Source organism: Streptomyces typhae, assembly GCF_009755605.1.
Classification (GTDB): domain Bacteria; phylum Actinomycetota; class Actinomycetes; order Streptomycetales; family Streptomycetaceae; genus Streptomyces; species Streptomyces typhae.
This window is the reverse complement of the sequence record NZ_WPNZ01000009.1, coordinates 112,179-129,409: the sequence shown is the minus strand read 5'-3', so window position 1 is coordinate 129,409 and position 17,231 is coordinate 112,179. Positions and strand designations below refer to the sequence as shown.

Here is a 17,231-nt window from a genome sequence, read left to right as displayed (position 1 = left end):
CGGGGGCGCGAAGGGGGAGGCGTGGATGGCTGAGGTGTTCTTGCGGCGGCTCACCAGGTGGCAGGCCGAGCAGCAGCGGGAGGGGATGGCGGACCTGTACGTGGCCTGCCACGAGCCCGGCGGCGGGGACCGCAGGGCGTTCCTGGAGCGGTTCGAACGGCACGTCCAGGAAGTGGACTTCGACATGGTGACCGCCAACTCGGCGGGCGTGCTCGCCGGTTGCCTGTACGGCTTCAGGCCCGAGCGGGGCGGCGCGCTGGCGGACGGGTTCCGGGACCTGCTGCCCGCCGACCTCGTCGTCCCCGCCGGATCGGGTCGCCTTTTCGTCCTGACGGAGCTGATGGTCCTGCCGGAGTACCGCTACCAGGGCGTGGCCACCCGGCTCCGGGACCTCCTGCTGTCCCGGCACGCGACCGACGTCGTCACCGCCGCGGTGCCGCCGGGCACGGAGTCCGCACACGAGGTGCTGCGGGCGTGGTCCTACAGCAAGCTGGGCGAGTTCGCGGCGCCCCCGAGGGAGGCGTGGCTGCGCCCGCGCTCCGGCTGAGCCCCGGCGGGCCCGCCGGGAACCCCGGAAGGGGCCCCTCGCCGGTTCCGGGTACTCAGGCACTATGGGGCCATGAGTGAGACGGGTAAGCAGTCAGACGACGACGCAGCGGTGGAGCGGGCCGGTGGCTCGGTGCCCGGCGGACCGGCGGCCGAGGGGTCGATGCCCGACTGGGAGAAGCGCTTCCGCGCTCCGCGCGTGTCCCTGCCGGACTGGGCCGAGGACGCCCCCGACCGTTCGCTGTTCGTGTCGAACGCCACCGGGACGTACGAGCTGTACGCGTGGGACCGCGCGACGGGCGAGCAGCGCCAGGTCACGGACCGGCCGAACGGCACGACGGACGGCGCGCTCTCGCCGGACGGCCGCTGGATCTGGTGGTTCGACGACACCGACGGCGACGAGTTCGGAGTCTGGCTGCGCCAGCCCTTCGACGGCAGCGGCACGGACGAGCCCGCCGTCCCCGGCCTCGAACCGTCCTACCCGGCGGGCCTCGCCATCGGCCGCGACGGGCGCACGGTGGTGGTGGGCCGCTCCACCGACGAGGACGGCTCGACCATCCACGTGGCGCGCGCCGACGCCGCCCCCGGCGAGACCCCCGCCGAGATCTACCGCCACCGCGAGTCCGCCGGCGTCGGCGACCTGTCGCACGACGGCACCCTGATCGCCGTCGAGCACACCGAGCACGGAGACGCGATGCACGCGGCGCTGCGCGTCCTGCGCACCGACGGCTCGACGGTCGCCGACCTCGACGACAGCAGGGGCGGCACCGTCGACCTGGGCCTGGAGGTGCTCGGCTTCGCCCCGGTGGACGGCGACACCCGCCTCCTGGTGGGCCACCAGCGCCGCGGCCGCTGGGAGCCGATGGTGTGGGACGTGGCCACGGGCGAGGAGAGCGACCTGGCGCTCGACCTGCCGGGCGACGTCTCCGCCGAGTGGTATCCGGACGGCTCCGCGCTGCTCGTCGCGCACGGCTTCGAGGCCCGCGGCGACCTGTGGCGGTACGACCTCGCCACCCGCGAGCTGACCCCCGTGCCGACGCCGCGCGGCTCGGTCTCCGGCGCCACCGCCCGCCCCGACGGCACCGTGGAGTACATGTGGTCGTCGGCCGCCGAGCCGCCCGTCCTGCGCTCCACCTCCGGCAAGGTCGTCCTGGACCCGCCCGGCATGAAGGCGCCGGGTTCGGTGCCCGTCGAGGACGTGTGGGTGGAGGGGCCCGGCGGCAGCATCCACGCCCTCGTGCAGAAGCCCGCGGGCGCGAGCGGGCCGCTGCCCACCGTCTTCGAGGTGCACGGCGGGCCGACCTGGCACGACAGCGACGCCTTCATGGCGGGACCGGCAGCCTGGGTCGACCACGGGTACGCGGTGGTCCGCGTCAACTACCGGGGCTCCACCGGGTACGGCCGGGAGTGGACGGACGCCCTCAAGCACCGCGTCGGCCTCATCGAGCTCGAGGACATCGGGGCCGTGCGCGAGTGGGCCGTCTCGTCCGGGCTCGCCGACCCCGACCGGCTCGTGCTCTCCGGCGGCTCCTGGGGCGGCTACCTCACCCTCCTCGGCCTCGGCACACAGCCCGACGCCTGGGCCCTCGGTCTCTCCGCCGTACCCGTCGCGGACTACGTGACGGCGTACCACGACGAGATGGAGGCTCTGAAGGCCATCGACCGCACCTTCTTCGGGGGCACGCCCGAGGAGGTCCCCGAGCGCTTCGAGGCGTCCTCGCCGCTCACCTACGTCGACGCGGTGAAGGCGCCCGTCTACATCTCCGCCGGGGTGAACGATCCGCGCTGCCCGATCCGGCAGGTCGAGAACTACGTGGACCGGCTCGCGGCGCGGGACGCCGTCCACGAGGTGTACCGGTACGAGGCCGGGCACGGGTCCCTGGTGGTGGACGAGCGGATCAAGCAGGTGGGCCTTGAGCTGGACTTCGCCCGGCGACATCTGGGCTAGTCCCTCCTCAAACGCCGGAGGGGTTGGTGTTCAGCCCGTCCGGCGTTTGAGGACGAGGCGCGGAGCGCCGATACGGGGTCTGGGGCGGAGCCCCAGGATCGGAGAAGGGGCGGGACCGGGGCGCCCCGCGAGGACCCTCCCCGAGGCCGCCCCGTACCGTAAGGGTGTGTACCGGTTCCTGCTGACCCCCCGCTGGTGGGGGATCAACCTCTTCGTCGCGCTGTCGATCCCCGTGTGCCTGTTCATGGGCTCCTGGCAGCTGAGCCGCTTCGAGGACCGTGTGCAGGACCACAAGGACGCCGAGCGCCAGGCCACCACGGACACGGGCGCGGCCCGCCCGCTGGCCTCGCTCCTTCCGGTGGACAAGCGGACGTCGGGCGAGACGGCGTCGGCCACCGGCCGGTGGGGCAGACAACTCCTCGTACCGGACCGGGATCTGGACGACAAGCGCGGGTTCTACGTGCTGACGCTCCTGGACACGGACGGCGGCCGGTCGCTGCCGGTGGTGCGGGGCTGGCTCCCGGGCACCGCCGACGCGAAGAGGGCACCGGCCGCCCCGCGCGGCGAGGTCGAGGTGAAGGGCGCCCTACAGGCGTCGGAGAGCATCAGCTCCGACGGGGTGACCAAGGCGGGCGGCCTGCCGTCGGGGCAGGTCGGCATGATCAGCGCGGCGTCGCTGGTGAACCTGGTCCCGGACGACGTGTACGACGCGTGGATCACGCTCGCCGAGGGCGACAGGAGCGGCGCGGGCCTGAAGCCGGTACCGGCGTCGGCGCCCGAGGACAGCGGCCTGGACATGAAGGCGTTCCAGAACCTGGGCTACACCGGCGAGTGGTTCGTCTTCGCCGGGTTCGTGCTGTTCATGTGGTTCCGGCTGTTCCGGCGCGAGCGGGAGTTCGCACGGGACGCGGCGCTCGGCCTGCTGCCGGACCCGGACGCGGCTCCCGAAGCGCCCCCTGCTGCGGATGACAGGGACCAGGCCACTCCCGGCACGACGACGGCGCCCACCCAGAGCTGAGGCCCCCGGAGCCGGGGCTACTGCGCCGCGAGCACCCCGGTCTTGTACACCGTCCCGGAACACGCGTTGCCGACTGTCGTGCTCGCCGAGGGCGATCCCGGGTCCGCCGTGAGGGACACCGCGACGCTGCCGTCGACCGTGTTCTCGTCCTCGCGGACCAGCTGGGGCGTCGCCCCGCCGGGGGCGCCCGTCTCGGAGCCGCCGTTGCCGCCGCCGCCCGCGCCGCCGCTGTCGGTGGGCGTCGGGTTCGGCGACGGGTCGCCGCCCTCGGAGGGGCAGGTGGCCGAAGGCACCCAGGCGAACCGCACCTCGTAGGCGGCGCCGGGCTGGAGGACGAGGGCGCTGGACTCCTGCGCCGGGTCGGGCAGTCCGACCGCGGCGTCGCCCGCCGTGTGGTCGACGACGTTGACGTTGCCCGGCTCGGTGGCGCCCTGGGCCGCGGCGACGACGGTGCCCGCGCCGCTCACCGTGCAGCTGTCGCCGGAGACATTGGAGATGCGGAAGGTGCCGTACACCTTGCCGTCGGCCTCGGTGGGTCCGGTGGAGCCGACGGCGCTGAGCTGGGCGGCGTCGCAGGTCGGCGAGGAGGCGGCGGCGGTGTCCTGGGAGCCCGGCTCGGGGCCGCCGGTGGCGCCCCCGGGCTTGTCGGTCCTGCCCTTGTCGCCCTCGCCCTTCTCCTTCTTCTCCTTGCTGTCCTTCTTGTCCTTCTTCTCCTTGGCCTTGTCGCTCTTGGGGTCCTGCTCGCGCTTGTCGCGGTCGACGGCGCCACCGGTGTCGTGCTGGCTCGGCTGGTCGCTGCCCGCGCCCACGATGGAGGGGCGGGCGTCGGAGTCGCCGCCGGAGTTGGTGACGTGCACCAGGGCGGGGATGGCCGTGCCGACGAGGAGCGCGGCGGCGGCCACGCCGACGACGGCCTGGCGCTTGCGGGCGCGGCGCGCGGGCACCGCGTGCCGCAGCCTGTCCAGGGCGGCGTCGCCCGGCGCGATCCCGCCGACGGTGTCCTTGAGCAGGCGCCGCAGCGCCAGTTCGTCGCGGTCGAGGCCTTCGGGCTCGTCGCCGTCGTCGTCCGCGCCGCCGCCGAACGGCCCGCCCCCGAAGGGACCTCCGCCGGAGCCGGAGCCACCGCCGCGGGAGCCGCCGCCCGAACCACCGGAGCCGCCGGAGCCGTCCGCGCCGTCCGCGCCGCTCGCACCGGAGCCGGAGTCAGCGGGCGACGAGCTGCCGGTGGGCTCTGCGGCCTCCTCGGTCTCCTTGGCCACCTTGGCCTCGGTGCTCGCGTCGCCGTCGCCCGCGGCGCCCTTCAGGGCCCCGTCAGCGCCCCGCAGGTCGCCCTCTCCGCCGTCGGCGGGGGCGCCGTCCCCGGCGGTTCCGGCGGCAGCGCTCGCCTTCACGGGCAGGTCGAGGACCACACCGGAGCCGGTGGTCGTCGTACCGCCGCCGATCGGACCCAGCACACCGATCCCGCCGTCGCGGTCATGGCCGCGGCGCGCGCGCCGCTCTTCGTACACGTTCACGTTCATGTTCCGTCGTTCGCGCATGGTGCCGCGCGCAGCGCCGTTCCTCGTGCGCCCCTTGTCCGTCATGCCGGGGCCTCCATGGCGACCCGCAGGGCGGCGATGCCCCGCGAGCCGTACGCCTTGACCGAGCCGAGGGATATGCCGAGGGTCTCGGCGACCTGGGCCTCGGTCATGTCGGCGAAGTACCGCAGGACGAGGACCTCGCGCTGGCGGCGCTGGAGGCCGCGCATGGCCTTGATCAGCTCGTCGCGCTCCAGCTGGTCGTACGCGCCCTCCTCGGCGCTCGCCATGTCCGGCATCGGCTTGGTGAGCAGCTTCAGGCCGAGGATGCGGCGGCGCAGCGCGGACCGGGAGAGGTTCACGACGGTCTGGCGCAGATACGCGAGGGTCTTCTCCGGGTCGCGCACCCGCTTGCGCGCGGAGTGCACGCGGATGAAGGCTTCCTGTACGACGTCCTCGCAGGAGGCGGTGTCGTCCAGGAGCAGGGCGGCGAGGCCGAGCAGCGACCGGTAGTGGGCGCGGTAGGTCTCGGTGAGATGGTCGACGGTGGTGCCCGCGGTCACGCTCAACTCATCGCCCTCGCGCTGAGTCGGGATGCGGGCAGGCCGCGCTGCGGGCATGGGGGCGATCACCGGCATGCCGCCGGGGACGCGCCGCCGGGGCGGTCGCAGTGCCGCCGCGCCGCTCGCCGCTGTGAAGTCCAGTACCTCTGCCACGCCTGTTGGACACGCTTCCCCCCATCAGGGTTGTACGCGGCGGGTGTGGCGTATTGCATCGCGTGCCCGGTGCGAGGCGCACACGCCCTGGTCGCGGCGTGCGTCGCGGCCGCGGGAACCGCTCGCGACGATGCATCAAATGCCCCCATGCGTACCAGCTCTTCCCCTATGCCCCATCTTCTTTACGCAGCACTGCAGGCCGCCCACTGGAGGGCGACGGCGAAGACGCGCGCTGCGCCGCCGCGGTTGCAGCGCGCAGAAGCCGAATCTTCGAACGCGGAGACGTCCCAGTTCAAGCGGTCTGGACCATCAGGTTGGACACAGAACTTACACACTTCCCAAGGGGCCTTCCGCTCCGGGCACCGGAAGCGGGGCGTCCGCTGACGGAAGTGAGGCGTCCGCTCAGCGGTTACCGAGCTCCGCCGCCACCAGCTCGGCGATCTGCGTGGTGTTGAGGGCGGCACCCTTGCGCAAGTTGTCCCCGCACACGAAGAGTTCGAGAGCCGTCGGGTCGTCGAGGGCGCGGCGCAGCCGCCCGACCCAGGTCGGGTCGGTGCCGGTGGCGTCGGCGGGCGTCGGGAACTCACCGGCCGCGGGGTCGTCGAAGAGCACGACGCCGGGCGCGGTCGCCAGGATCTCGCGGGCACGGGCGACGGTCACCTCGTCCTCGAAGCGCGCGTGCACGGTCAGGGAGTGGGTGGTGACGACGGGCACCCGTACACAGGTCACGGCGACCCGCAGATCGGGCAGGCCGAGGATCTTGCGGGACTCGTCGCGGACCTTCATCTCCTCCGAGGACCAGCCGTCCTCGCGGAGCGCGCCGACCCACGGCACCACGTTCAGGGCGACGGGCTCGGGGAAGGGCCCGGTGTCGTCGCCCACGGCCCTGCGGACGTCGCCGGGTCCGGTGCCGAGCTCGGAGCCCGCGACGAGGCTGAGCTGGCGCCGCAGGGTGTCGATGCCGTCGCGTCCGGCCCCGCTGACCGCCTGGTACGAGGAGACGATCAGTTCCCGCAGCCCGAACTCGGCGTGCAGGGCGCCGAGGGCCACGATCATCGACAGGGTGGTGCAGTTGGGGTTGGCGACGATGCCGCGGGGCCGCACCCGGGCGGCGTGCGGATTGACCTCGGGCACCACGAGCGGCACGTCCGGGTCCATCCGGAAGGCGGCGGAGTTGTCCACGACGACGACGCCCCGGGACGCCGCGATGGGCGCCCACTGCTCGGCGACGGGCACGGGCACGTCGAACATGGCGACGTCGACGCCGTCGAAGACGTCCTCGGTCAGCGCGAGGACCTCGACCTCGGCGCCGCGCACGGCCAGCTTGCGGCCGGCCGAGCGCGGCGACGCGACGAGTCGGATCTCGCCCCAGATGTCGGCGTGCTGCGACAGGATCTGGAGCATCACCGTGCCGACGGCCCCGGTCGCTCCGACGACCGCGAGCGTCGGCTTGCGGTTCATCGCCCGGTGCCCCCATAGACCACGGCCTCGTCCGAGTCGGAGTCGAGCCCGAAGGCGGTGTGGACGGCCCGGACGGCCTCGTTCACGTCGTCGGCGCGGGTGACGACGGAGATGCGGATCTCCGAGGTCGAGATCAGCTCGATGTTCACGCCCGCGTCGCTGAGCGCCTCGAAGAACGTCGCCGTGACACCGGGGTTGGTCTTCATGCCCGCGCCGACGAGGGAGATCTTCGCGATCTGGTCGTCGTAGCGCAGGGAGTCGAAGCCGACCCCCGCCCTGGTCTTCTCCAGCGCCTCGATGGCCTTGGGGCCCTCGGTCTTCGGCAGCGTGAAGGAGATGTCGGTGAGCCCCGTGGAGGCGGCGGAGACGTTCTGCACGACCATGTCGATGTTGACCTGGGCGTCGGCGATGGCGCGGAAGATCGCCGCGGCCTCGCCCGGCTTGTCCGGGACGCCCACGACCGTGATCTTGGCCTCGGACGTGTCGTGTGCGACACCGGAGATGATGGCCTGCTCCACCTTGCGGTCCCCTTGCGGTTCGTTGCTGACCCATGTGCCCTGGAGCCCGCTGAAGGACGAGCGCACATGGATCGGGATGTTGTAACGGCGGGCGTACTCCACGCAGCGGTGGAGCAGCACCTTGGACCCGGAGCTGGCCAGCTCCAGCATGTCCTCGAACGAGATCCAGTCGATCTTCCGCGCCTTCTTCACGACGCGCGGGTCGGCGGTGAACACACCGTCGACGTCCGTGTAGATCTCGCAGACCTCCGCGTCGAGTGCGGCGGCGAGGGCCACGGCCGTGGTGTCGGAACCGCCGCGGCCCAGCGTGGTGATGTTCTTGCCCTCCTGGCTGACGCCCTGGAACCCGGCGACGATGGCGATGTTGCCCTCGTCGATCGAGGTCCGGATGCGTCCGGGCGTGACGTCGATGATGCGCGCTTTGTTGTGCACCGAGTCGGTGATGACACCGGCCTGGCTGCCGGTGAACGACTGGGCCGCGTGGCCCAGGTTCTTGATCGCCATGGCAAGGAGGGCCATGGAGATCCGCTCTCCGGCGGTCAGCAGCATGTCGAACTCACGCCCGGCAGGGATCGGCGATACCTGTCCGGCGAGATCGATCAACTCATCCGTCGTGTCACCCATCGCCGACACCACGACGACCACTTGGTGGCCGTTCTTCTTGGCGTCGACGATCCGCTTGGCGACCCGCTTGATGCCCTCGGCATCGGCTACGGAGGAGCCTCCGTACTTCTGCACGACAAGGCCCACGTGCGCTCCTCGCTCGTTTAAGTCTCTTACCGCACTGCTGCGGTCGGCTCAGTCTAACGAGCGGCCGGTTGTCACCCCGCGTGTATCACATCATGAGATGTCCCGCTCACTCCGTGATCACCCGGGCAGTCCGTACTCCGGCCGCTCCGCGAGGGCACATGCCCGCCGTGGAGCCCGTCACTCCGGAAAGTGGGGCGGGTCACAGCGCCCAGGGGTGCGGTCTACCTCGCCTCGCGCAGGCCCAGCGGGCCCGCGATCTCCTCGGCCATCACCTGGCCCGCGACCTCCGCGAGGGCGTCGTCGGAGAGGTCCTCGTCGGTGTCGAGGCCGTCCAGGTCCTCCAGGGGCTGGTTCAGGCGGACGTGCGCCACCAGGGACTGAAGGGCGCGCAGGGACGCGGACGCGGTGGCGCCCCAGTTCGAGAAGTAGGAGAACTGCCACCACCACAGGGCTTCCGTGGTGCGGCCCGCGCGGTAGTGGGCGAGGCCGTGACGCAGGTCGGTGACGACGTCGGCGAGGTCGTCGGAGATCCGGCAGGCGACCGGCGCCTTGCGGGGCTCGTAGGGGTCGAAGACCTCGGAGTAGACGTCGATCGGGTCGAGGAGGACGGCGAGCCGCTCGCGGAGCTCGTCCACGTCGCCCTCGGGACCGAGGTCCGGTTCGTACCGCTCGTCCGGGACGATGTCCTCGTGCGCGCCGAGACGGCCGCCGGCGAGGAGCAGCTGGGAGACCTCCAGGAGGAGGAAGGGGACGGCCGAGTCCGGCTCGGCGCCCCGCGCGACCTCCGTGACCGCCACGATGAAGCTCTCGATCTGGTCGGAGATCTGGACCGCGAAGTCGTCGGGGTCCGGGGCGGCGGAGTGCAGCAGCGTGTTCCGGGGTGCTTCGGCTGACTTAGACATCTAGGAGTCGTCTCCCCTCGAAAGCGCGGCCCAGAGTGACCTCGTCCGCGTATTCCAGATCTCCCCCGACAGGGAGTCCGCTGGCCAGGCGGGTGACCTTCAGGCCCATCGGCTTGATCATGCGCGCGAGGTACGTCGCCGTGGCCTCGCCCTCCAGGTTCGGGTCGGTGGCCAGGATCAGCTCCGTGACCGTGCCGTCGGCGAGCCTGGCGAGGAGTTCCCGTATCCGCAGATCGTCCGGGCCCACGCCCTCGATCGGGCTGATGGCCCCGCCGAGGACGTGGTACCGGCCGCGGAACTCACGGGTCCGCTCGATCGCCACCACGTCCTTGGGCTCCTCCACCACACAGATGACGGCGGGGTCGCGGCGCGGGTCGCGGCAGATGTTGCACAGCTCTTCCTGCGCGACGTTCCCACAGGTCGCGCAGAAGCGGACCTTGTCCTTGACCTCCAGGAGGGCGTGCGCGAGACGGCGTACGTCGGTGGGCTCGGCCTGGAGGATGTGGAAGGCGATCCGCTGCGCGCTCTTGGGACCGACGCCGGGCAGCCTGCCCAACTCGTCGATGAGGTCCTGGACCACGCCTTCGTACACGGAGTGCCTTCCTGTTTCCGGTCGCCGTACCCGGCTTCCGGATCTTCATTCTTCGGGGCTCAGGGAGCTTTTGTACGTACCGTAGTTGGCCGTCGGCTGACTTAGAAGGGAACCGCCGGGCCCGCGCCGGGGCGCCCTAGAACGGCAGGCCGGGGATGCCGCCGCCGCCCAGGCCCTGGGCGAGCGGGCCGAGCTTCTGCTGCTGGAGCGCCTGGGCGTTCTCGTTGGCCGCCTGCACCGCCGCGACCACCAGGTCCGCGAGGGTCTCGGTGTCCTCGGGGTCGACGGCCTTGGGGTCGATCACCAGGCCGCGCAGCTCGCCGGAGCCGGTGACCGTCGCCTTGACGAGGCCGCCGCCGGCCTGTCCGTCGACCTCCGTGCGCGCCAGCTCCTCCTGCGCGGCGGCGAGGTCCTGCTGCATCTTCTGGGCCTGCTGCAACAACTGCTGCATATTGGGCTGGCCACCACCGGGGATCACGATCAGCTCCTGCACGTCGGGTCGGTCGGACCGTGCGGACCGGTCAGGCCGGTCGGTCCGGGTCGGTTCGTATGGTCCGTACGGCGGGGTTTTCCCGTCTGTCACGAGCCTACGTGGTCGGGGGTGCACGCGCCCCAGCACTCCGGCCGCCACTCGTTCGGGTGAGATCTCCCGCGCGCCTATACCTGATCAAGCGCCCCTTCCAGGCGGAAAAGCCGCGAAAACTGCCGCATAGCCACCCATTGGGCGGTAGGACTTGTGCCGCGCAGAGGCACCATCCATTACGTTGCGTCACTTATGCGGAAGCCGAGGGAGTGCCGGGTGAGCCACCACCAGCCGGAGATGCAGCCTGAGGGGGTGCCCCAGGAAGGGAGCGGCGCCGGTGACCGCCCACCCGGTCCGCTGCCCGGGGACCTGGCAGGGCGGTCGTTCCCACTGGGCGACTGGGGCGAGCCCGCGGACCGGCTCGACGAGCTGTACCGCTGGGTGGAGCGCGGGGCCCTGGACACGGCGGCCTGGTACCTGCGCGACCGGGCCCGCAAGCGGCTCGGCGCCCGGCTGCTGCGGGGCGGGGCGGCGCTCGGGGCCGTGGGGGCGGGGGTCCTTCCGCTGCTCGACCTCGCGGGCGGCGTCGCGGGCGCGGCCCCCTGGGGGTATGTGTCGCTGCTCGCCGGGGTGGCGTGCGTCGGGTGCGACAGGGTCTTCGGGCTCACCTCCGGCTGGATGCGGGACATGGCCACCGCGCAGGCCGTGCAGCGGCGGTTGCAGGTGCTCCAGTTCGACTGGGCGTCGGAGAGCGTGCGGGAGGTGCTCGGGCCCACGGACGGGACGGCCAGCGAGGCGGCCGAGCGGTGTCTCGGGGTGCTGCGGAGGTTCTCCGAGGACGTGACGGAGCTCGTGCGGGCCGAGACGGCCGACTGGATGGTGGAGTTCCGGGCGGGGGCCGCGCCGCTGCTGATGCAGGGTGCCGTGCCCGGCGGGGCCTCCGGGCACCCCCGGGAGGCGGGGCCGGGCCCCGGGCGGTTTCCGTTGCCGCCCGGTGCGCGGCCCAATATGCCTCGGCAGCGGCCTCCTGAGCCGCGATAGCCGCGGTTGCGGGGGCAGGCAGCTGTCAGCCGTCAGCTGTAGATGATCATGGAGCCTTGGGCCAGGCTTCGGGTCGTCGCCGCGTGCAGGCCCAGCCAGACGTGGCGTTCACGGGCGAAGGGGCTCGGGTCGTGAGGGGCCGGGTTCGCGGGCTCCTCCAGGGTGGTGGGGGCCTGGGGCGGGGCCGGGGGCAGCGGGGGGTTCGCCGGGTCTATGCCGATGGACGGGGCGACGTACTCGAGCTCCCGCAGCAGGGCCTGGGAGGAGCCGAGCGGGCCGCCGCCGGCGAGCAGCTCGTCGTTGGACAGCGGCGCGGGGAAGTCCACGGGCACGTACGCGCCGGCGTGGTCGTAGTGCCACACCAGGTGCGACTGCTGCGCGGTCGTGTCGAACATCTCCAGGAGCTGTTCGTAGTCGCCGCCGAGCGCGTCGACGGGCGTGACCTCCAGGCCGCAGATCTTCAGGAGGTAGGCGCGGCGCAGGAAGTGCAGCGCGTCGTAGTCGAACCCCGCGACCGGGGCCACGTCGCCGGACAGGCCCGGCATGTACGCGTAGACGGGCACCGACGGCAGCCCGGCCTCGCCGAGCGCCTTGTCGTACACGGCGAGTTCTTCGGCGAAGGGGTTGTCGGCGCTGTGACACAGCACGTCGACGAGCGGGACCAGCCACAGGTCGCAGGCCAAGAAATGCTCCTAGGGTCGGGTCGGTGAAGGGCTTCGTACGTGGCTACCGGAGTAGCTACCGTGCGTGTTGCTGCGGAAGCGTAGTGGCACCGGGTCCGCTCAGCCTCCCCCCTGCACGTCCCAGATCCACACCCCGTCTACCCACTTTGCGCGCTGTCCAAGGAGGTCGTCGACCGTCGTGCGCAGCGCCGTGTCGCCGGGTTGCGGCGCGAGCACGAGGACGCCCGCGTTCCAGTACCGCAGATCCACCTGGGCGGCGCGGCGCCAGGCGTCGCTGAGCCGCACCGGGCGGCCGGAGTTGCGGATGTCGCGCAGCAGGTTGGAGGTGTTGCGCGGCGAGGCGCCGTAGATGCCGATGCGGTCCGGGCCCCAGGGCCCGTTGAAGTAGCCGCCGGGAAGCTTGAAGCCCAGGTCGGCCACGGCCTGCCAGTGCAGGGCCTCCGCGCCCGCCGGGTCGGGCAGCGGCACCGGTACGAGGGTCTCGCCGGCGGCCGTGTCGACGTACTCCTTCCAGGTGCCGTCCGCGATGAACGAGGGCACCTCGGTGCGGTCCACCGCCTTCAGGGGCAGCGGGAACAGGGGCAGCAGGGCGAGGGCGACAGCACCCAGACCCGCGTACCGCAGGGCGCCGCCGCGGGCAGCGAGCCGCCCCACCGCGAGGGCCACGAGCATCCCGAGGGCGGGCGCGCACACCATCGCCACCCGCGACTCGATGACCGACTCGAACAGCGGCTTGTCGGAGAGCAGCGCCCACGGCCCGGAGAGGACCGTGTCGGTCAGCGGAATGCGGAACTTCGGGCCGAGGGACAGGAAGGCCGCGGCGACCGCGGTGAACGCGAGGGCCCGCACCACCGCCTGCCGCCACAGCCACACCACGATCAGGAACGCGAGGACGACGAGCGGCCAGCCATAGAAGGCGTTCTGCTCTGTGGGGTTCATGGACAGCGAGGCCGCGGTGCCGGCGTCGCCCGCGAGGGAGCGCTCGGAGAAGGAGAGCAGGGCGAGCGGGCTGTTGCCCGCGTTGTCGCCGTGCAGGACGCTCTTGTAGCTCTGCGGACCGAAGAACTGCCACCACAGCGGGAAGGCCACCAGCGGCAGACAGACCGCGAGGGCGATGCCGGTGCCGCGCGCCAGCGGACGCCAGGCCGCGCGTGCGACATCGCGGCGCAGCACCGCGTACGCCACCGTGAAGAGCAGCATGCCCATCGCGGCGAGCAGCAGCGGCTCCTCGCCGAGGAAGATCTGGTAGGTCGCGAAGAGGCCGAGGACGACCCCGTCCCGTACGACGCGCTGCCCTTCGCAGAGCCGCAGCGCCCGGTCCACGATCAGCGGGATCATGAACAGGACGATGAAGTTCGGGTGGGCGTGCGCGTGGCTGATCATCGGGGGCGCGAACGCGGCGAGGGCCGCGCCGGTGGCGGCGGCGCCCCGGTGCCTTACGAGCCTGCGGACGATCAGCCAGTACCAGGCGAAGGCGGTCGCGGCGAGGCCGAGGGTCATCGCCACGTTCAGGCTGACGGCGGGACCGAGGGCCCAGGTGAGGGGCGCGAGCGGCACGGACAGGCCGAGCATGACCGTGTTGGCCATGAGGTTCACGCCGTCGGGGGCGTTCTGAAGGTCCGTGAAGAGCGGGTTCTGGAAGTGGGCGACGTTGTGGGCGGTGACTTCGAAGAACCACTCCCACTGGTTCTGGTCCTGGAGGGAGTGCGGGAGGTAGCGGTGGTCCGGGGAGGTCCAGCGGGCCGAGTACAGGACGGCGGCGAAGGCCACGAAGAGGGCCAGGGCCAGGAGGTCGGCGCGGCGCAGGGAGCGGATCCGCAGGGCGGAGACCTCGGCGAGGACCCGGACGTAGTCGGTGGGCCTGACCTTGGAGCCCTCCTGGTGCGACCAGCGCACCGGCACCTCCGCGACGGGCCAGCCCTGGCGCCGGAAGTGGTGCAGGATCTCGACGTCGATGCCCCAGCCGCTGAGCCGGGACGCGGCGAACGCCGCGCGGGCACGGTCGCCGTCGAAGAGCTTGAAGCCGCACTGGGTGTCGCGGATCCCGGGGACGGCGACCGTGCGTATCAGGAAGTTGCCGCCGCGGCCGAGGAGCTCGCGCAGGCGGTGCTGGTGGACGTCTATGGTCGCGCCCGGCCGCGCGCGGGAGCCGACGGCCGCCGCGTGTCCGTCGGCGAGCGCCTTCTCCAGGGCGGGCAGTTCCTCGATGGGCGCGGCCAGGTCGGCGTCGGTGACCAGGACCCGGCGGCCGTACGAGGCGAGGACGCCCTGGCGCAGGGCGTGCCCCTTGCCGCGGTTGCGGCCGCCGCGGACGAGCTGGACGCGGGGGTCGCGGGCGGCGGCCTCGGCGGCGATGTCGGCGGTGCGGTCGGTGGAGCCGTCGTCGACGACGATCAGCTCCCACTGCGCGGCGCCCGCGGCCTCCCCGTCGAGGTAGGCGCGGATCGCGTCCAGGGTGGGGCCGAGGCGGCCTTCCTCGTTGTACGCGGGGATCACGACGGACAGGTCTACGGCGGTCATGCGGAAGGTCCTGCGGAGGGTCGCGCGGAGGGGCCTACGGACGGTCCCGCGGAAGGTCCTGCGGAGGGCCCGGCCGCCGCTCCCCCGGCGGTCCCCGCGGCCAGGGAGGCGATGAGGTCGAGGGAGTGGGCGTTGTACTCGCCGACGATGGCGTGCGCGTGCGCGGCGTCGCGCCGGGTGAGGGCGTCGACGAGTTCGGTGTGCCGCGACCACAGGCGGCCGCGCAGGTCGCCGCCGCGTTCGGTCTCGCGGCGCAGATGGGGGACGGCGCAGACCCAGGACTGCACGCGCAGCCGGTGCAGGAAGTCCGAGAGGTAGGCGTTGCCGAACAGGGCGCTCAGCTCGCGCCAGAAGCGCAGGTCGTACCCGATCAGGACGGTGAGGTCGCCGGCCGTCGCCGCGCGGGCCGCCTCCTCGCCGCGACGGCGTACGGAGACGAAGGCGGCGGCGGGCACGGCGTGGTGGGCGGAGGTGGTGGCCAGGTCGCGGAAGATGGCGTCCGCGATGAGGCCGCGGGCCTGGAGCATGCCGCGGTAGTCGTCGAGGGTGTGCTCGTGCACGCGGAAGCCGCGGTGCTGCACGGAGTCCAGGAGCCCCAGCGCGGACAGGTTCACCAGGGCCTCGCGGACCGGGGTGGCCGAGACGCCGTACTGGTCGGCGATCTCCTTCACCGTGAACTCCTGGCCCGGCACGAGACGGCCCGCGAGGATCTCGTCGCGCAGGGCGTCGGCGATCTGCTGGCGCAGGGTGCTGCGGATGACGGCGGGACCGTCGGGTCCGGGCATGCGGGTGGGCCTCCCCCTGGGTCTTTCCTGACGTGCCTGACGTGGGCGTCCCGAACACCGTGGGTACGGCTGTTCTGGTGAGTACCGGCTGTTCTGGTGTTCTGGTCGCTTACGGGCACGTCAGACTACGCGGTCGGGGTTGCGGGCCCGCGTCACCGGGGTCACGCGGTCCCGGGGGCGGGGCCCACCCGCCCCCGGCGCCGCGTCAGGCCACGTGCGCGTCGGCGGCGTCCAGGGCCGCGTCGAGGGCCGCGAGGCCGTCCTTCGCCTCCGCCTCCGAGATGTTGCACGGCGGCACCACGTGGGTGCGGTTCATGTTCACGAAGGGCCAGAGCCCGTTCTCCTTCGCGGCGGCGGCGAACGCAGCCATCGGGGCGTTGGCCTCGCCGCTCGCGTTGTAGGGGACGAGGGGCTCGCGGGTCTCCCGGTCCCGTACGAGCTCCAGGGCCCAGAACATGCCGAGCCCGCGGACCTCGCCCACGCTCGGGTGGCGCTCCGCCAGGTCCCGAAGCCCGGGGCCGATGACGTCCGCGCCCATCCGCGCGGCGTGCTCGACGACGCCCTCCTCCGCCATGGCGTTGATGGTGGCGACGGCCGCGGCGCAGGCCAGCGGGTGCCCGGAGTAGGTGAGGCCGCCCGGGTAGGGCCGCTTGGCGAAGGTCTCCGCGACGGCACCGGAGATCGCGACGCCGCCGAGCGGCACATATCCGGAGTTGACGCCCTTGGCGAAGGTCATCAGGTCGGGCACGACCCCGTCGAAGTGGTCCACGGCGAACCAGGCGCCGGTACGCCCGAAGCCCGCCATGACCTCGTCCAGGACGAAGACGATCCCGTACCGGTCGCACAGCTCGCGCACACCGGCGAGGTAGCCGGGCGGCGGCGTCATGATCCCGGCGGTGCCTGGCACGGTCTCCAGAATGATCGCGGCGATGGTGCCGGGCCCTTCGAAGACCAGGGTGTCCTCCAGATGCTGGAGGGCCCGCTCGCACTCCTGCACCTCGTTCTCGGAGTGGAACGGCGAGCGGTACAGGAACGGCGCCCAGAAGCGCACGACACCGGCCGAGCCGTTGTCGGAGGGCCAGCGGCGCGGGTCGCCGGTGAGGTTGATGGCGGCCGCGGTGCCGCCGTGGTACGAGCGGTAGGCGGACAGGACCTTGGGGCGGCCCGTGTGCAGCCGGGCCATGCGGGTGGCGTTCTCGACGGCCTCGGCGCCGCCGTTGGTGAAGAAGATCTTGTCCAGGTCGCCGGGGGTGCGCTCGGCGATGAGCCGGGCGGCCTCGCTCCTGGCCTCCAGGGCGAAGGCGGGCGCGAACGTCGTCATCGTCGCGGCCTGCTCCTGGATCGCGGCGACGACCTTCGGGTGCTGGTAGCCGATGTTCGTGTAGACGAGTCCGCTGGTGAAGTCGAGGTACCGGTTGCCCTCGTAGTCCCAGAAGTACGAGCCTTCCGCGCCGGCGACGGCGAGCGGGGCGATGAGTTCCTGGGCGGACCAGGAGTGGAACACATGGGCGCGATCCGCCGCGGATACGGCTGCGCCGAGCTGCGGGTCTGGCTGAGGGGTCATGCGGCCGAGGGTAGATGTCCACGGGGTGGACGGGACATGGGCGTCCTGTCTGCCCCCTCGCCGGGAACGCGACAGTCTGTCGCTCGCGGGCTCTCTTGACAGCATGCTGCCACAATGACAGCATGCTCACATACCTCACCACGTCGC

The 17,231-nt window shown here is 72.4% G+C and carries 15 protein-coding genes; 4 read left to right on the top strand and 11 right to left on the bottom strand.

What is annotated here, in order from left to right; translation table 11 throughout:
- Positions 1-25: 25 nt before the first annotated feature.
- The 3 genes from GPA10_RS17865 to GPA10_RS17855 all read left to right on the top strand — a co-directional run bounded on the left by GPA10_RS17865 (position 26) and on the right by GPA10_RS17855 (position 3,512).
- A complete protein-coding gene (locus GPA10_RS17865; RefSeq protein WP_058852384.1) occupies positions 26-547 on the top strand; it encodes a hypothetical protein in 522 nt (173 codons plus the stop codon).
- A gap of 162 nt (positions 548-709) precedes the next feature.
- Entirely contained in the window at positions 710-2,494 is a 1,785-nt protein-coding gene (locus GPA10_RS17860; RefSeq protein WP_157166528.1) for a S9 family peptidase, read from the top strand.
- 166 nt (positions 2,495-2,660) lie between these two features.
- Positions 2,661-3,512, top strand: coding sequence for an SURF1 family protein (locus GPA10_RS17855; RefSeq protein ID WP_343041035.1), 852 nt, complete (start codon positions 2,661-2,663; stop codon positions 3,510-3,512).
- 17 nt (positions 3,513-3,529) lie between these two features.
- Here the strand turns inward: GPA10_RS17855 and GPA10_RS42515 are convergent, their stop codons facing one another.
- The 7 genes from GPA10_RS42515 to GPA10_RS17820 all read right to left on the bottom strand — a co-directional run bounded on the left by GPA10_RS42515 (position 3,530) and on the right by GPA10_RS17820 (position 10,446).
- A complete protein-coding gene (locus GPA10_RS42515; RefSeq protein ID WP_246259356.1) occupies positions 3,530-5,095 on the bottom strand; it encodes a hypothetical protein in 1,566 nt (521 codons plus the stop codon).
- Positions 5,092-5,745, bottom strand: coding sequence for a SigE family RNA polymerase sigma factor (locus GPA10_RS17845; protein WP_079087061.1), 654 nt, complete (start codon positions 5,743-5,745; stop codon positions 5,092-5,094). The genes GPA10_RS42515 and GPA10_RS17845 overlap by 4 nt, the downstream gene beginning before the upstream one ends.
- Before the next feature lie 402 nt (positions 5,746-6,147).
- Positions 6,148-7,206, bottom strand: a complete 1,059-nt coding sequence (locus GPA10_RS17840) for an aspartate-semialdehyde dehydrogenase (protein WP_058852387.1) — start codon at positions 7,204-7,206, stop codon at positions 6,148-6,150.
- The gene (locus GPA10_RS17835) at positions 7,203-8,474 is read right to left on the bottom strand and encodes an aspartate kinase (RefSeq protein ID WP_058852388.1); all 1,272 of its coding nucleotides are present in this window, start codon (positions 8,472-8,474) and stop codon (positions 7,203-7,205) included. The genes GPA10_RS17840 and GPA10_RS17835 overlap by 4 nt, the downstream gene beginning before the upstream one ends.
- A 221-nt stretch (positions 8,475-8,695) precedes the next feature.
- On the bottom strand, positions 8,696-9,376 hold the full coding sequence (locus tag GPA10_RS17830; protein ID WP_157166388.1) for a DUF5063 domain-containing protein: 681 nt from the start codon (positions 9,374-9,376) through the stop codon (positions 8,696-8,698).
- On the bottom strand, positions 9,369-9,968 hold the full coding sequence (gene recR, locus GPA10_RS17825) for a recombination mediator RecR (RefSeq protein ID WP_058852390.1): 600 nt from the start codon (positions 9,966-9,968) through the stop codon (positions 9,369-9,371). The genes GPA10_RS17830 and recR overlap by 8 nt, the downstream gene beginning before the upstream one ends.
- A 136-nt stretch (positions 9,969-10,104) precedes the next feature.
- A complete protein-coding gene (locus tag GPA10_RS17820) occupies positions 10,105-10,446 on the bottom strand; it encodes a YbaB/EbfC family nucleoid-associated protein (protein WP_079087076.1) in 342 nt (113 codons plus the stop codon).
- Between the two features lie 297 nt (positions 10,447-10,743).
- On the opposite strand from GPA10_RS17820, the gene GPA10_RS17815 reads away from it, so the two are divergent.
- On the top strand, positions 10,744-11,532 hold the full coding sequence (locus tag GPA10_RS17815) for an SLATT domain-containing protein (protein WP_157166387.1): 789 nt from the start codon (positions 10,744-10,746) through the stop codon (positions 11,530-11,532).
- A 32-nt stretch (positions 11,533-11,564) separates the two neighbouring features.
- Here the strand turns inward: GPA10_RS17815 and GPA10_RS17810 are convergent, their stop codons facing one another.
- From GPA10_RS17810 to GPA10_RS17795, 4 genes are all read right to left on the bottom strand, one after another.
- Positions 11,565-12,215, bottom strand: a complete 651-nt coding sequence (locus GPA10_RS17810; RefSeq protein ID WP_058852393.1) for a hypothetical protein — start codon at positions 12,213-12,215, stop codon at positions 11,565-11,567.
- A gap of 99 nt (positions 12,216-12,314) precedes the next feature.
- Positions 12,315-14,735 (bottom strand): dolichyl-phosphate beta-glucosyltransferase, encoded by a 2,421-nt coding sequence (locus tag GPA10_RS17805; protein ID WP_157166386.1) that lies wholly within the window; start codon positions 14,733-14,735, stop codon positions 12,315-12,317.
- Entirely contained in the window at positions 14,732-15,520 is a 789-nt protein-coding gene (locus GPA10_RS17800) for a GntR family transcriptional regulator (RefSeq protein ID WP_157166385.1), read from the bottom strand. The genes GPA10_RS17805 and GPA10_RS17800 overlap by 4 nt, the downstream gene beginning before the upstream one ends.
- A 205-nt stretch (positions 15,521-15,725) precedes the next feature.
- Positions 15,726-17,084 carry an aspartate aminotransferase family protein gene (locus tag GPA10_RS17795; protein ID WP_157166384.1) on the bottom strand — a complete coding sequence of 453 codons (1,359 nt, stop codon included), beginning with the start codon at positions 17,082-17,084 and terminating at the stop codon, positions 15,726-15,728.
- Positions 17,085-17,231: the final 147 nt, after the last annotated feature.